This is a genomic window from Mesocryomonas lacus, from assembly GCF_055730135.2.
Map to the genome: position 1 here is coordinate 150,227 of NZ_JBUZWE020000006.1, position 17,341 is coordinate 167,567.

Annotated in this window: 2 protein-coding genes; one reads left to right on the plus strand and one right to left on the minus strand. The window is 68.9% G+C overall.

Going from position 1 to position 17,341, the window contains the following annotated elements:
• Positions 1-42 precede the first annotated feature (42 nt).
• A complete protein-coding gene (locus ACZLZY_RS11540; protein ID WP_472934047.1) occupies positions 43-15,093 on the minus strand; it encodes an Ig-like domain-containing protein in 15,051 nt (5,016 codons plus the stop codon).
• A 297-nt stretch (positions 15,094-15,390) separates the two neighbouring features.
• Here ACZLZY_RS11540 and ACZLZY_RS11545 point away from each other — a divergent pair, with 297 nt between their 5' ends.
• A complete protein-coding gene (locus tag ACZLZY_RS11545; RefSeq protein WP_472934048.1) occupies positions 15,391-17,286 on the plus strand; it encodes a TolC family protein in 1,896 nt (631 codons plus the stop codon).
• The last annotated feature ends 55 nt before the right edge of the window (positions 17,287-17,341 follow it).

Genomic DNA, 17,341 nt, shown 5'->3' on the forward strand with positions numbered 1-17,341 from the left:
ATTTTTCTTTGATTGGGTAAGTCCAACCAATCGCGGGATGCTCTAGAAGCGGAGCGCGTTGTAGAGGTCGACAATGCCCTCGCCGATATCGGCAAGCTCGGCCCTCAGCTGCTGCGAGAACAGGGCGGCGCCCGCCGCCGCCGCTTCGTCGCCCCGGAGGTTCTCGGTCACCGCCCCGCTGCGCACGTCGATGGTGATGACGCTCTGCGACACGGCCCCGTTCACGTCCACCGACTGGACTTTCAATGCGATCGTCTCGAGGCCTGCCGGTGGGTAGCCGAAGATGACGCCCCCGTTCTGCGACGACAGCCAGGCCGGCAGCGCGCGCCCGTCCGCCAGCGTCACCCGCGTTTCATGTCCGATCCGCGCGCCCTCGCGCGTCTCGCTTGCGGCCACCATCACGTAGAGGACGCCCTCGTTGATCGTGGTGTCGACGATGAAGGAGGTGCCGTCCCGTTGCGACAGCAGCTGCCCGATATCGGACCCGCCGAGGAAAGGCGCCGCGCTGAAGCCCTCGAGGCGGCCTCCGGTCTCGCGCCAGTCGGTCTGGGCCCGCACCGTGCGGGCGATCAGCTCGTCCGCCGGCATCCCGGCAAGGCCGTTGAGGTCCTGCATCGCGTCGATCGCGTTGTCGAGCGAGCGCTGGCCGACAGGCCCCGCATCGATGCTGCCTAGGCTGCCGACCGCCACCAGCACCTCGCCGTCGGCATCGACCGAGCGAACCGGCCGACCGATCGTCCTCGATGAGGCGTTCGCATCCGGTCCGGGCGCGGGAACGTCGATATCGACCGTCACCGGTTCGGTGCGGCCGGGGCGAACGCCGATGGTCGCGCTGCCCGTCACCGTCGCCGTGCCATCGCTGACCGAAAAGCTGAAACTGTCAGAACCGGTATAGCCAGGCGTCGGCACGTAGCTGTAGCGGCCGTCCGTCGTCAGCGTCAGCGTACCGTTCCGCGGCGCCTGCGTGACGGTGTAGACAAGCGGATCGCCATCGGGATCAAACCCGCCGAGCGTTCCCGTGGTCGGGCCGCCCGTTACTGAATCGATGCGCAGCGGCGGCAGCACTGGCGCATCGTTGACGGCGGCCACTGCCCCGCCGACGCTGCCGGTGCTGGTAAGGCCGGCTGCGTTGCGGACGCTATAACTGAAGCCCGCGGGACCGTTGTAGTTCGGCGACGGTGTGAAGCTCAGCGTTCCGTCCGGGTTCAGGGCAACCGCGCCCGACGCGATCCGGACCGGCGCGCCGACCGCAATCGGCCGGCCGTCGATCTCGGTGACCGTCAGCCCGGTACCGTCGGGGTCGCGGTCGTTGCCGGTCACGTCAAGCGTCACGGTACCGTCCTCCGGCACGGTGAAGCTGTCGGCGCCGGTCACCGGCAGGTCCGGCACGTCGGCGACCGAGACGCTGAACGTCTCGATCCGCGTCCCGCCCCGCCCGTCGGAGACCGCGACGGCAAAGCTGTCGCCGCCGTTGAAGTCGGCCGCCGGCGTGTAGGTGAAGGTCCCGTCGGCGTTGACGACGACGCTGCCGTGCGCCGGCGCCGCGGCAAGGGTGAACGTCACCGGATCGCCGTCAACGTCGCGTGCCAGGATGGCACCGCTCAGCGGCCGGTCCTCGATCGCCGACAGGCGGGTCGGCGAGGTCACGACCGGCGCATCGTTTACCGCCGCGACCGACACGGTGACGGTGTAGACGACGGCCGTAGTCCCGTCGCTGACCGAATAGGTGAAGCTGTCGGAGCCGTTGAAGTCGGCGTTCGGCGTATAGGTGTAGCTGCCATCGGCGCGCACCACCGCACGGCCGTTTGCCGCGTCGCCCGCGAGCGCATAGGTCAGCGGCGCGCCTTCGGCGTCCACGGCCACCGGCAGCCGGCCGGTCAGCGGCTCGTCCTCGCGGGTCGCCGCCGAGACGTCGCTGCCCACCGGCGCCTCGTTCGGCCGGGTGACATCGACGACGAACCGCACGGTCGCGGTGCCCCCTTGGCCGTCGTCTAGGGCGACCTCGAAGCGAGCCTGTCCGGAAAAGTTCGGCGCCGGGGTAAAGCTGAAGCGCCCGTCGGGGTCGAGACGGACGGTTCCGCCGGGCGGCTGGGCGACCAGCCTGTAGGTCAGCCCATCGCCGTCGACGTCCCGGCCAAGGATCGCGCCAGACACCGGTTGCCCGACCTTGGTCGTCAGGCTGACATCGCTCGCCGTCGGCAGGTCGTTGCGGGCCTCGATCAGGATGTCGGCGACAGAACTTGCCGATTGCGCACCGCCGGCGCCGGCATTGCCGCCGTCGTCCGTCGTCATCGTCAGCCGCACCGTTCCCGTCGCGTCCTCGGCCGGAGCATAGACCGGCGCGTTCGCCCCGGCGAGGAAGCCGTTGATCGACGCAAGCGTGCCGGTCAGCGTCAGGTGCGCCGTTCCCGATCCGCCGACCCGGACGCCGCCAGCGCCCGTCGCGATGAGCGTACCTAGGCTGACGTCGAGCGTGACGCTGATCGGGTTGCTGCCGGCGTCGGCATCCGCGACGGACAGGCCCGTTAGCCGCAGCGGGGTGTCCTCGACGGCATTGAACGTCGCCGGCAGCGTGTTCACCGGGGCGTCGTTCACTGCCGTGACGGCGCCCGAGACGGTGCCGATCGCGCGGCTGGGGCCGTCCGAAACCGTGTAGCTGAAGCGCGCGGGCCCGCTATAGCCGGGCGTTGCGGTGAAGGTCAGCTTACCGTCCGGTTCAAGCGTGACGCTACCGCCTGTCACCGCACGCGACTGGCCGGCGGCAATGGCGACGCCGTCGATCTCGGTCACCGCCAGCCGATCGCCGTCGGCATCCCTGTCATTGTCGAGCACCGCGAAGGTGGTGGTGCCGTTCTCGGCAACCGTAAAGTCATCGGCGGCCGCCACCGGCACGTCGTTCACCGAGGTGACGTCGACCGTGACGGTATAGGGCACCGTCACCCCTCCGGACGTGACGGTGTAGGTGAAGCTGTCTGGGCCGTGATAGTCGGCCGCCGGCGTATAGCGGAAAGTGCCATCGGCGCGGACCTGCAGGTCGCCATGCGCCGGTGGGGTGCCGATCCCGTAAACGACGGGGTCGCCGTCGGGATCGCTCGCCACGGGCAGCATCCCGTCATAGGCCGTGTCCTCGGTCGCCGTGAAGCGCGTTGCGGCGCCGACCGGCGGGTCGTCGGTGCCGGTCACCGTCACCGTCAACACCGCCTCAGCCGTGCCGCCTTGCCCGTCGCTGATGGCGTAGCGGATGCTGGTGGCTCGGGTCTCTCCCGCACCGAGGCCGATGAAGTCGGTGTCAGGCGCGAAGCGGTAGGTGCCGTCCGCGTTGAGCGTGAAGGAGCCGCCGGCCGACCCGGCGACAGCAACGCCCATACCGGCGGCACTGCCGGCGACCGACGACACCATCAAGGCATCGCCGTCGGGATCGCGGTCTGCGCCACTGCCGTTGTCGGCGAGGACCGAACCCGAGACGGTGCTGTCCTGGCTCGTGGCCACCCGGTCATCGATGGCGATCGGCGGGGGATTGGTGACGACGATCGTGAAGCGCGCCGTGGCGAAGGCCCCGGCAGCGTCGGTGGCCTGGATGACGACCGCATAGCGGCCGCCGCCAAGCTGGCTGGCGCCCGCATCGACCGTCCCGGAGAGGACGCCCGTCATGCGGTCGAGCGTCAGCCCGGCCGGGAGGTTCGACGCGGTATAGACGAGCGCGTCGCCATCGGCGTCACTGAAGTAGCCGGCGAGCGATACCGTCGTTCGCGCCGCGTCCTGCAGCGCGAGATCGGGCACGGTCGCAGGGCCGGTCGGCCCGTCGTTGACGGCCGCGACCGTGACGCTGACGGTGTAGACGACGGCCGTAATCCCATCACTGACCGTGTAGGTGAAGCTGTCGGCGCCGTTGAAGTCGGCGGACGGCACGTAGGTATAGTCGCCGTTCAGCGATATCGACACGGTGCCATGCGCCGGCGCGGCCGCCACGGCATAGCGCAGCGCGTCGCCGTCGACGTCGCTGGCGAGCGGCAGTGTGCCGGAGGCGGAGCCGTCCTCCTGGAGAGAGATGGACAGGTCGGCGCCGACCGGCGCGTCGTTCAGGCCGGTCACGGTGACGCTGAGAACCGCCTCGGCCATGCCGCCGGCGCCGTCCGAGACGGTGTAGACCACCGACGTCGTCCGCGTCTCGCCGGCTCGGAGATCCTTGAAGTCGGCGCCGGGATCGAAGCTGTAGCGGCCGTCGGCGCGGATGACGAACTGGCCGCCGCTGGAGCCGGTTACCCCGGCACCCACCCCAGCGGACGCCCCGCCGACGGCACTGACTGTCAGGACGTCGCCCTCGGGATCGCTGTCGTTGACGAGGAGGCTCGGCGATCCGCCGAAGCCGAGCCGCGTATTGGCGTCGGTCGTGGCGGTGTCGGGGCGGGCGATGGGCGCGTCGTTGGCGCCCGCGACGGTGATGCTGGTCGTCGCCGTCGGCGAGGCGAGGCCGGCGCTGTCGGTGGCGGTGAAGGCGAAGCTGCGCACGCCGGCTGTCGGGTTGTCGCTGGTGTTCTCGTAGCGCAGGCTGCCGATCAGCGCCTGCAGGTCGGCCGCGGGCATGGCGGTGCCGGCGCCCGCCGCGCTGGCGATGGCGAGCCCGCCCGCGCCGTCGTAGCGGAAGGCAAAGTTGGTGCCGCCGACGACGATGGTGCCGCTGGCCGCGGTGCCGCTGACGAACGCGACGGAACCGCCGAGGCGGATGATCTCGGCGGCGCCGTCACGTCCGGCACCGGTCACCATCAGCTGAAGCGCGACGATGTCGTCCTCGGCGTCGATGATGGCGGCGGCCGCATCCGCGGGGCGCACCGGAGCGTCGCCCTCGTTGAACGAGGCGGCATAGTCGACGCCGGCCGCCGGGCCGTTGAGGTCGACCGAGGCGGCATCACCAACGGCTGCGATCGCGATCGTCACCACCGCATCGGCGGTCCCGCCCTGGCCGTCGGAGATCTGGTAGACGAAGGACTGGGTGCCGTTGGCGTTGGGATTGGGCGTGAATGTCAACTGGCTCGCGCCGCTCCGCGTGATCGTGCCTTGCGCCAGCACCACGCTGCCGCCGTCCGCGATCGCCACGCCGTTGATCGCCGTGATCGTCAGCGGATCCCCATCGGGGTCAACATCCGCGACGCCGTCGACAGTGTTCGCGCCGGTGATCGGATCGAAGCTGACGGGCGTATCCTCCGTCGTCGTCACCCGGTCGTTTCCGGCGGTCGGCGCGGGGTTCGCGATCGTGTAGGTGAAGGTCCTATCGACGCCGAGCTGGCCGTCGCTCGCCGTCACCGTCACGCGGTAGACACCGCGCCCGACCTGGCTCGCGTCCGCCTTCAGATGGCCGGAGACGACGCCGGTTGCCGCATCGATCGTCAGCCCGTCTGGCAGGCCCGTCGCCGAATAGGTCAGCGTGTCGCCGTCCGGATCGCTGAAGGCGTTGGCGAGCTCAAACCGGACGAGGCCGCCGTCGACACCGCTGCGCGCCGGGATGGTGGCAGCGGTCGGCGCGTCGTTGCCGGCCTCGACGGTGACGGTAATGCTGGCCGAGGCCGTGCCGCCATTGTCGTCGGCGATGCCGTAAGAGAAGGAGTCGGTGCCGTTGAAGTCGGCGTTCGGCGTATAGCGCAGGACGGTGCGCAGGACCCCGCCAACGGCCGTGTCGACGAGTTCGACCTGGCCGTGGGCGGTCGCGACCGGGCCGCCGCCCCGGGTGATCGCCGTGCCGTTGACGCTGACGATGCCGATCGGATCGCCGTCGGGATCGCTGTCATTGGCGAGGACGTCGATGTCGAGCGGGGTATCCTCGGCGGTCGTCCGGGTGTCGAACGCGGCCACCGGGGCGATGTTGGTGACGGTCAGGATGCTGGAGAAGGATGCGCTGCCCCCTCGCCCGTCGGTCGCGGTGACCGCGAGCAGATAGTCCTTCGACCCGGTCGCGCCGGACGCATTGGCGGCGATGGTGCCGGAAATGATACCGGTCGCGGGATTGAAGGTGAGGCCCGGCGGCAGGCCCGTGACGTCATAAGTCAGCATGTCGCCATCGACGTCGCGGAACGAGCCGGAGAGGTCGAAGGAGACCGGCGCGCCATCATTGCGCACGAGCGCGGGCAACCGGGTCTCCACGGGAGCATCGTTGACCGCTGTCACCGTGACGGCGACGAAGCCGGTGGCAAAGCCGCCCTGTCCGTCGGAGATGCGGTAGGTGATGGTGTCGGCGCCGTTGAAATCGGCGTTCGGCCTGTAGGTCAGGCTGCCGCCCGTCCCGATCACCACGGTGCCGTTGGCGGCGGAGGCGGAGACGAGGGTCAGCGTGTCGCCGTCCGGGTCGCTGTCGCGGGCGTTCCCGCCGGCTGTGCCGTCGAGAACGTTGATGACGACGGCCGTGTCCTCGGCGGTCGTGGCGGCGTCGTCGACGGCCACGGGTGCCGGGTTCGTCACGCTATAGCGCAGGACGGCGCTCGTCGTCTGTCCGTCCGGGTCGGTGGCGGTGATCGTGATGCTGTAGACGCCGTCACGGGCCGGGCCCCCGAGGCTGGCATCGGCGCTGATCGTGCCGGTGATCCGGCCGGCGGCATCGAGCGTGAGGCCATCCGGGAGGCCCGTCGCGGCGAAGGTCAGGCTGTCGCCATCGGGATCGCGGAAGAAGACGGAGACGTCCACCGGCTTGTCGGTCAGCGACTGTCCGTCGAGGCCGCGATGGTCGGGGATCGTGGAAGCCGTCGGCGTGTCGTTGGCGCCGCCAACGGTGACGGTCAGCGTTGCGGTATCTTTAGTGCCGTTGGTATCGGTGATCTCGTAGCTCACCACCGTCGTCCGGCTCTCACCCGCCTTCAGGTCGTCGAAGTCGGTGCCGGAATCGAAACTGTAGCTGCCATCGCCTCGGATGATGAAGCGGCCGCCGTGCGATCCCCTGATTTCAGCACCGACCTGGTTGCCAACGCCCTCGACGGCCGTGACGCTCAGCGTCGCCCCGCCGTTGGCGAGATCGTTGGTGAGGACGTTGCCCGAGACCCGCTGGTTTTCACCGGCCGTGTTGTTGTCGTCGACCGCCTCGGGCGTCGTGGCAGCGACCGTCCAGTCGAAGCTTCGGGTCACGGTTCCACCCCGCCCGTCGTCGGCCGTGATGCTGGTCCGGTAAGTGTTGCCGACCGTCGCCGTGACATCGAGCACTCCGGAGATCCTGCCGGTAGCCGAGTCAAACGCAAGGCCCGGCGGCAGGCCGGTCGCCGCGAAGGTCAGCGCGTCACCGTCAACGTCGCTGAAAAAGCTGCCGGCTTCGAAAGCGATCGTCTCGTTGGTGCTGTCGGTTCGATCGAGTAACGGCCGGGCGCTCGGGGCGTCATTGACCGCCGTGACGGTCACCGTCACGCTGGCCGATGCGGTCCCGCCATTATCGTCCGAGACGGTGTAGAAAATCGTGTCGGTGCCGTTGAAATCGGGGTTCGGCCTGTAGCTGATCACCCCGTTCTGGAAGGTCACGGTGCCATGCGCGGCAGAGGCCGCAATCACGGTCAGCGGGTCGCCGTCGGGATCGCTATCGTTGGCGAGGACGGCGATGTCGACCGCGCTGTCCTCGACCGTCGTCGCCACATTGTTGACGGCTCTCGGCGGCGGGTTCGCGACCGTCCACTGGAAGAATTGCGTCTGGGAGGCCCCGGAGGGGTCCGTGGCGGTGATCACCACCTGGTAGAGCCCGCCATTCGCCTGGCTGGCCGCCCGATCGACCGTCCCGGTGAGGCGTCCCGCAGAATCCAGCGAAAGCCCCGCCGGAAGGTTTGACGCGGTGAACGTCAGCACGTCGCCGTCGACGTCGGTAAACAGCGGCGCGAGGTTGCGGTCGATCCTCTCGCCATCCACGGCCGTCAGCGCCGGCGCCGGACCGGTGACCCGCGGTGCATCGTTAATGCCGGTCACCCTCACCGTCACGGCCGCGGAATCCTCGCCGCCGTTCGGGTCGGCAAGGGTGTAGTCGAAGGATTCCGTGCCGGTGAAGTCGAGCTTCGGCACGAAGCGCAGCACGGCGCGACCGTTGGCGTCCGTCACCAGCGTCACGGTGCCGTTCGGCGTGGCCACCGCCGGCCCGCCGAGGGTCAGCGCGGCACCGTTGACCCGGACGATCGTCAGCGTGTCGTTGTCAGCGTCGCGGTCGTTGTCGCGGACGTCGATGTCGACCGCGGTCTCCTCGGCGGTCGTCGCGCTATCGTCGCGCGCGTCCGGCGGGATGTTGACGACGGTGTAGTTGAAGGTGACCGACACTTGCGATGGGCTGCCGTCGCTATTGGTCAGGCCATCCCGGGCGGTGATGGTGATGGCATAGACCTGAACGCCGGTCGCACCGGACGCGCCGGCATCGATGGTGCCGAAGATGAGGCCGGTCTGCTGGTCGATGGCGAGGCCTGCCGGCAAGCCGCTCGCCGTGTAGGTCAAGGTGTCGCCGTCGGGATCGGAGAAGAAGGCGGACGCGTCCAGATTTTCCGGCTGCCCGTCGGTGCGGGTCCGATCGGGAATGCCGGTGCCGATCGGCTGGTCGTTGACCGAGACGACGGTGACGGCGACCATCGCGGTCGCCGTGCCGCCATCGGCGTCGGCGATGACGTAGGTGATGGTGTCCCGGCCGGTATAGTTGGCGTTCGGCGTGTAGGTGATCGCGCCATCGGGCGTGAAGGCCACGGTCCCGTGCGCCGCACTTGCCGACACCAGGCGGATCGGGTCGCCATCCGGGTCGCGGTCGGCACTGCCGCCGCTGGCGGTCCCATCGAGGACGTTGAACGAGACGGGGACGTCTTCGCTCGTCACCGCCGCGTCGTCGACGGCGACCGGCGCCGGGTTGGTGACCACGGCCGTGTAGGTGCCTGTCACCGTGGCGCCGCTCGGGTCTGTCGCGGTGATCGTCACGGTGTAGACGCCATCGCCGTTCGGACCACCGCGGCTGGCGCTGCGGTCGATGGTGCCGCTCACCTGTCCGCCGGCGCTGATCGTAAGGCCGGCCGGCAAGCCGGTCTGCGAAAAGGTCAGCCGGTCGCCATCGGCATCGGTGAAATACTGTGAGACGTCGAAGCTCTCGGCTTCACCGTCCAGCCGCAGGCGGTTGGGCATCGCCGTGCTGGTCGGCGTGTCGTTCACAGCGGTGACGGTGACGGCGACGGTGTATTCGCGGCTGCCGCCCTGCGCGTCGCTGACGCTGTAGCTGAAACGGTCGGTGCCGTTGAAGTTGGCTTTCGGCGTGTAGGTATAGGCGCCGCCGGGCGAAATCGTCACCGTGCCCGAGGCGGGCGCGGTCGTGCCGAGAGCATAGATCGGTGTGTCGCCATCGGCGTCGATGGCCGCCGGCAGTTGGCCGCTGACGGTGGTGTCCTCGGCGGTCGAGAGGCTGGCATCGCCGGCGGTCGGCGCGTCGTTGACCGCCGTCACCGTGCCGCTGACCGTCGCACTGGTGCTCAAGCTGCCGTCGGAGACCGTATAGTCGAAGCGGATCGGCCCGTTGTAATCCGCGGCCGGGCGGAAGGTGAGGCTGCCGTCGGCGTTCAGCGTGACGGTGCCGTGGCCGTTGCTGACGGCGACGGTGCCGCCGATACCGATCGACTGGCCGTCGATCGCGGTGATGGCCAGGGCGTCGCCCTCGGGATCGGCGTCGTTCTGTAAAGGGGTGAGGATAATCGCGGTGTCTTCCGCGGTGGTGAAGCTGTCGGCCTGCACCACCGGCGCATCGTTCACCGCGGTCACCGAACCAGAAACGCTCGCCGTCGCACTGCCGCCCTTGCCGTCGGAGATCGTGTAGCTGAAGCCGACGGGCCCGTTGACGTCAGCGTCCGGCGTGAAGGTCAGTGTCCCGTCGGCGTTCAGCGTCACGCGGCCGCCCGCGACCGCCAGCGTGTTGCCGGCCACAATGCGGGTGCCGTTGATCTCGATCACGCTGATCTCGTCGCGATCGACGTCGCTGTCATTGCCGAGGACGTCGATCACGACCGCGGTGTCCTCGGCCGTGACGAAGCTGTCGGCGCGCGCCATAGGCGCGTCGTTGACGGCGATGATCGTGCCGGACACATTCGCCGTCGAGACGTTTCCTTGCCCGTCGGACACGGCGTAGGAGAACGAGACCGGTCCGTTGAAGTCGGCCGCCGGCACGAAGCGAAGCGTTCCGTCGGCATTGAGGGTGACGGTCCCGCCGGCCGTTGCCACTGTCCCGCCCACCGCGATGGCGGTGCCGTCGATCGCCGTGATCGTCAGCGCGTCCCCGTCGGGATCGCTGTCGTTGGCAAGGACCGCGATCGTGGCCGCTCCGTCCTCGCTGGCCGAGAAGCTGTCGGCGCCAAGACGCGGCGCATCCTGCACCGCCGCCACCTCGATCAGCGCAGTCGCACTCGCCGTGCCGCTGCGGCCGTCCGAGATGGTGTAGCCGAAACGCACGGGGCCGTTGACGTCGGCCGTCGGCGTGAAGGTCAGCGTCCCGTCGGCGTTCAGCCGTATGCTGCCGCCGGACACCGCCGCCGATCCGCCAGCGACGATGCTCTGCCCGTCGATCGCCGTGACGGCGAGCGGATCGTTGTCGCGGTCGCTGTCGTTGAGGCGCACGTCAAAGGTCACCGGCGTGTCCTCGGTCGCGGCAATGCGGTCGTCGGCGGCAACCGGCGCGGTCTCGACGGACGACACCGTGCCGGAGACTGTGCCCGTCGCCGTGCCGCCTTGCCCGTCCGACACGGTGTAGCGGAAGCTCGGATTGCCGCTATAGGGCGTCGTCGGCGTGAAGGTCAGCGTGCCGTTGGCGTTGAGCGCAACGCGCCCCCCGGTGACCGACACGGCCGGACCGCCCGCGGAGATCGGGGTGCCGTCGACCTCGGTCACCCGCAAGCTGCCGCCGTCGACATCCCGGTCGTTGGCGAGGACGTCGAGGGTCACCGCGGTCTTGTCGTCGGTGCTGAAACTGTCGGCGCCGGCCACCGGCGCGTCGTTCACCGTGGTGACGCTGACCGTCGCCACCGCGACGTTCGAGCCGAGGGCGCCGTCGCTGACGGCGATGTTGATGCTGCGCGGCACCGTCGACGGGTTCTCCGAGGTGGAGAGGTACCGCACCTGGGCGAGCGCCGCCGCATAGTCCGCCTTCGTCGCCGACCCCGACAAGGTCAGCGTCGCGGTTGCGCCGTCATAGCTGGCGCTGATGCCGGACGGCAGCGTTCCGCTGATCGCCAAGAGATCGCCCGCCTGTGCGTTGGCGATGACGATCGTGGCCGAGGTCAAGTTGGCGTTGTCGACGTCCGAGACCGACAGGTTGGCGCTGACCACCGCGACGCCGGCGCCGTTCTCGGCATAGGCCACCGCCGTGCCGGTGCCCGCAGCGGTCGTGTCGAGGTCGATCACCGGCGCGTCGTTCACCGCCGCCAGCGTGATCGCAACGCTGTCAACGTCCCTCATCGCCCCGCCCGGACCGGTATTGCCGCCGTCGTTCGTCGTCATCGTCAGCGTGACCGGGCCGTTGACGTCGGTCGCCGGCACGTAGACCGGGGCCGCGGCACTGGCGAGGTAAGCGTTGAGGTTCGAAAGCGTCCCCGACAGCGTGAGGGTTCCCGTCCCCGATCCCGAGACCACCACACCGCCGCCCGAGACAGCGCCAAGGCTGCCCGAGGCGACCGCGAGCGTCACCGTCATCGCGCCCGAGCCGGCATCGCTGTCGGAGATCGACAGGCCGGTCAGCGTCAGGCTGTTGTCCTCGGTGCCGGAATAGCCCGCCGGCAGCGTGTTCACCGGGGCGTCGTTCACCTCGGCGACGGTGATCGTCGTCGTGTCGGTGTCGGAGAGCGATCCGCCGACGCCGGTATTGCCGTTGTCGCGCGTCGTCATCGTCAGCGTGACCGGGCCCGACGCGTTCGCCACCGGCACGAAGACCGGCGCCGATGCGCCCGCCAGATAAGCATTGAGCCCGGAGAGCGTGCCGGACAGCGTCAGCGTCGCCGAACCCGAACCCGAGACCGTCACGCCGCCGCCGCTCGCCGCCGTCAGTGTCCCCGACCCGACGCCGAGGGTCACCGTCAAGGCGCCCGAGGCCGCGTCGGCATCCGAGATTGACAGGCCACTCAGCGTCAGGCGGGTGTTTTCGCTGGTGGTGAAACCAGCCGGGAGGCCATTTACTGGTGCATCGTTCACGGCCATCACGGCGATCGTCGTCGTCGCCGTGTTCGAGAGGAGGCCCCCGTCGCTGACATTGACGGTGACGGTTCGCGCGACGGTCGGCGGGGCGTCCGAGGTCGAGAGGTAGTGCACCTGACGGATCGCCGCCTCGTAGCTGGCGCGGCTCGCCGTGCCGCTGAGCGTCACGGCAATGCGGCCGGCGACGTTGGTATCGGTCGCGACGCGGATGCCGGACGGCAGCGCGCCGTCGATGACCAGGAGATCGCCGGCCTGCGCATTCGTCAGCGTCACCACCGCCGCGGCCAGCGTGGTGCTGTCGGGATCGAACACGCTGAGTTGGGGACCACCCACCGAAACGCTGGCGCCGTTTTCGGAATAGGACGTCGCATAGTCGAAGTCAGGCGCGGTGACCGTCAGCGTCCCCGACACGCTGCTCGCGTAATTTCCGCCGGTATTGGTGAAGTCGATCGTATTGCCGCCCTGCACAAAGACCGGCAACGTCACGGTGCCGCTGTCCGGCACCAAGCGCTCGAGCACGGTTGAACTGGTCGTCCGGGTGCCCCAGAACTCGATGCCCTGCGGCGTCAGGATCACCTGGACGCGCGGCAGCCGGTTCGTGTTGGCGAGTTGCGGGCTGGCGACCTCCGCGCCGTCGGCGAAGCGCAACAGGACCTCGCCGGTGGAGCGCGAGTCGGCAACCAGCTGGAAGTCGGTGGCAGAATGGATCGCGCTGCCGTTGACCGCGATCTTGAACGAGCGCTCGATGGTCGAAAGATTGAGCACGGCCCGCGTGCCCGCGACATCGAGGGGCGCGGCGACCGTGAAGTTCCAGGAGAAGGCATTGTCGGCACTGCCGAACAGCGCAATGTTCGGCGAGGCGCCGGAAAAGGTCCCGCCGGAAACGACGTCGCGGGAGCTCGATGACCCAGTGAGCGCGATCGCGGTCGGGGTGCCGCCGTCGAGATCGATCAGCGGCGGGCGTGCGTTGTAGCCGAAGTCGGCGCTGAGATCGCTGCCGCCGACGCGTGATATCGTGACGGCTTTCGTGGTGCCCGTCGTCGCCGGAGCGGTGCCGAGGACACCGCCGGCATCGGAAATGCGGACGACGTAGGCGCCCGGCAGGACGCTGGTGAACAGGTAGCGTCCGGCGGCGTCGGTGGTGTCGGTGGCCAGCACCCGCTCCCCGGCATCCGCCGTGCCATTGCCGTTGACGTCGTCGATCAGTTGGACCGTGACGCCGGACAGTCCGGTATCCCCCGCGCCGAACACGCCGTCGAGGTTGTTGTCGTCGAACACCCGGTCGCCGATCATGCCGGTCTGCGGCGTGAAGGTCGTGGCGTCGGACGGCGCCCCGAGCGGATTGGTGCCATTGGTGGTGATGGTAATCGCCGAGCCGATCAGCGCCCCCGTCACCGGGTCGATCTGCTGGAAGGACGCCCCGACGAGATAGGCGTTGCCTTCCGCGTCGCCGCCGCCCTGGAAGGTCGTGCTGCTGCCGGTGACGGTACTAAGGATTTCCCCCGAGGCAAGGTCGTAGCGGGTAATCGTGGCGTCGCCCCCACTGATGCTGAGAAGCGCGTTCCTGGCGGGATCGAGCGCGAAATCGCCCCAGTTGTTGCCGCCGCCGACGATCGCCCCGAAAGTCGAGATCGCGGCGAGCGTGCGGCCGTTGTCGCTGAAGGTCAGGCGGTAGATCTGGTCGTCATTGCCGGAGACGTTCTCGACGCCGAGAAAGAGCGCGTTGTTGGCGAAGGCAGCTGCCCCGCTGCCCAGACCGCTGCTGCCCACAACAAGGCTTCTGCCGGAACCGTTGTCGGTGAGATCACCGTCGATGAGGATGTAGCTGTTGTTGACGTAGTCGTAGGCGAAAAGACCCCGATTGGCGTTCTGCGAAGCGCTATCGGTGAAATAGATCAGGCCGTTCGCCTGGTCGGAGCCGAGCGAGTTCAGTGTGTTGCTCACGTCGATGCTGCCGATCGTGCCCGGCGCCGTCGAGATCGCGGTTGCCTTTCCGGTGGTGGCGTCGACGCTGTAGAAGGTGCGGCCCACCACCACGACGAAAGCGCCCTTGCCGGTGCTGGCGGACGCGTTGAGCGTCGCCTCGAAGGCGGCCTGGGTCGCCGCGTCGATGGCCACGCGGCTCTCGATCTGTCCGGTCTGGCGCTCCAGCACCCAATTGCCCTGTCGGTCGGCAGCGCCCGTCAAATCGGTCGAGGCGGCGATATCGGCGCCGGTCAGCCGGCCCAGCAGGTCCGTGGCGACAGCGCCGCGCGTGCCTTCGCCGAAATTGCAGCCGTAGACGAGGATGTCGGCATCGGCGGAGAGGCTCTTGCCGATCTCCTTCAGCGCCTGCGCGTGCTCGCCCGCCATCGACAGCGAATCCAGCGTCGCCGTGCCGAGGGAGAGCGTGCCGGCATTGCCGTGCGAGATGATGTGGAGAGCCGAAACGTCCCGGCGTCCGGAGAGCGCCGCGGCGATCTGCGCGACGCCGTCCTGGCCGGCATCGAGCACGACCACCTCGAAATTCCCGCTGATGCCCGCGACGAGCTGGTCGGTGCCCTCGACCGTCGGATCGACGAAGACGATCTCTACCGGGCCGCGGGCGGGCGCCGTGTCCGCCGCCTGCGGCGTGCGCTCCGCCAAGGCTTCGCGGTGCACGCTTTCGACGGCGGGGGCGGGATGGGCGAGCGCCAGCGCCGCCGACAGCGCCGCTATGTCGTGGTGGCCGGACGCAGCGTCGGCGGATGCCGGGGCGCCACCCTCGTGCGCGCCTTGCTGGGACTTCTCCACCGTTTCCGCGCCGGCGCCGTCGAACGCGATCCGCGCCTCCAGTTCCATGAACATCGCGGCGTAGCGAGCCCCCGTGGAAGGCGTGGCCGCGGCTTGTTCCGGCGTCGCACGGGTCGGCTTGGCCTGCTCCGGCGTGGCACGGGCTGGCTTGGATTGACGGATTGCCATCGGACACTCTCCGCTGTCGGTCGCAAGGACCGCCTTTCGGTTCGATGCTCACCCTTCCGCCGCCTATCGAGCCGACCGCAGAACGCATCCCATGCGAGCAGAAACCATAAGTAGCGCAAGGCGAAAAGGGGGTTTTAGTAATCGGCTAACTTACCGTCAGCCTGAGTTAAGTTTCGATCGTTAAATCGATGAATACTTTCACTCCAAGCATAGGATGGACCGGATACGGCGGTCTGGACGATGCGTTTCCGACGGCAAGCATTCGTCAGGAGCTTCCGCACACCAACGGGGTATTTCGTGCAGCGCCATCTCGTCCTGATCTCGCTGGCCAGCCTGCTGGCCGGCTGCACGACCCAGCCAAAGCCGTTCGGCAGTGCCCAGCACTATGCCTTCGCCACGGCACGGCTGGCCGATGTTACGGCGCTACAGGAACCCGTCTCGGGCCGCCTCGGCCTCTATGACGCCATGGCCCGCGCGCTGAAGTACAATCTGGACGCGAAGGTCGAGATCATGGCCTCGGCGCTGAAGATGCGCGAGCTGCGGCTGTCGGGCTACAGCATGCTGCCGGGCCTCGTCGCCGGCTCAGGCTATGCCGGCCGCAACACGCCCGACGCCTCCACCGCCGCGCTGCGCGATCCCAGCATCGCCAGCGCCGATCTCGGCTTCACCTGGAACATCCTCGACTTCGGCCTGTCCTACGTCCGCGCCCAGCAAGCGGCGGACGACGTGCTGATCCAGGAGGAAAAGAAACGCAAGGTGGTCAACCGGATCATCGAGGACGTGCGCACCGCCTACTGGCGTGCCGCCAGCTACGAGCGCCTGGTCGACCGCCTCCGCGCGCTCGAAGGACGCGTCCAGGGCGCGCTGCGCGACACCCGCAAGCTGGCCAGCGGCGACGAAACCTCGCCGCTCGTCGCCCTCACCTATGAGCGCGAGCTGATCCAGGTGCAGCGGCAGATCGAGAAGCTCGAGGGCGAGCTGAAGGTCGCCAAGAGCCAGCTCGCCGCCCTCGCCAACATCCGGCCGGGCTCGGAGTTTCGCCTCGACGTTCCCGCGCAGCGGCCGGTGGCGCTCGGTCTGCCGCGCGATACCGCCAAGCTCTACGCGATCGCTGCGACCAACCGCCCGGAAATGCGCGAGATCGCCTACGAGCTCAGGGTCAACGACCGCGAGGCCGACGCCGCGATCCTCGAACTGCTGCCGAGCTTTAACCTCTATGCCGGTCCGAACTACGATTCGAACCGCTATATCCAGACCAATGACTGGGTCTCCTACGGTGCCAAGGTCAGCTGGAACCTGATGAAGCTGCTGGCCATGCCGTCCACCAAGCAGAAGATCGCGGCGCAGGAGGACCTCCTGCAGCAGCGATCGCTCTCGGTGGCGATGGCGATCATGACACAGATCCAGGTCAGCCTGATCCGCCACGATCATCTGCAGAAATCCTACGACACCGCCCGCGGCCTTGCCGCCGTCCAGCACAAGATCGTCCGCCAGGTCCGCTCCGAGACCGAGGCGCAGCGGACCTCGGATCAAATCCTGATCCGCGAGGAGATGAACACGCTGGTGGCGGACGCCGAGATGGACATGGTCTATGCCGATCTCCAGAACGCCTATGCCAACGTCTATGCCTCGCTCGGCATCGATCCCTTCCCGCCCGGCATGAGCACGTCGCAGAGCGTGGCGCAAATTTCTGCCGCGCTGCAGGCGATGTGGTTCGAGCGCGGCGAGAAGCTCGGTGATCCGAAGGTCCGCGCCGCCGCCGGACGCAGCGTGACGATCACCGGCTCGGTTCCGGACAGAAGCGCGCCGGCGCAAAAGCGCGAGGCCGGATCACCATCGCCGCTGCCGGATGTGCCGGATCCGACGGTCACCGCTTCCATCGTGCCTGCTGCTTCGGCGCTCACCGCCGCCAAGGCCGCGCCATCGGCGGCGGCCGAGGCCGTATCGGACACCGCCGCGGGACCGCCGCCCGAGGGCCCTGCTCCGCGCGCCGTCGCACGCCGACCTCGCGTCCCGTCGCGCCCGCCGGAAGCTGCGGCGCCGCCCGCTTCCCCGCCGCTGCTCGGACCCGGATCCGAAGCGCCCGCGCTGCGCGGTGCCGTCTCCGCGGCAGCGGAGGATCCGGATGGCCCGGCCTTGGCGGTGCTTGTCGCCGCGGCAGCCCCCGATGCCTCAGCGTCACCTGCCCGCTGATATTCGAGACCGGCCCGATCCTCGGAGAAAGGCCTGAACTGTCGAGACTGGAATT

Excerpts from the sequence above, each read along its gene's own strand:
- ACZLZY_RS11540 (WP_472934047.1), bottom strand. The coding sequence starts at position 15,093 with ATGGCAATCCGTCAATCCAAGCCAGCCCGTGCCACGCCGGAGCAGGCC.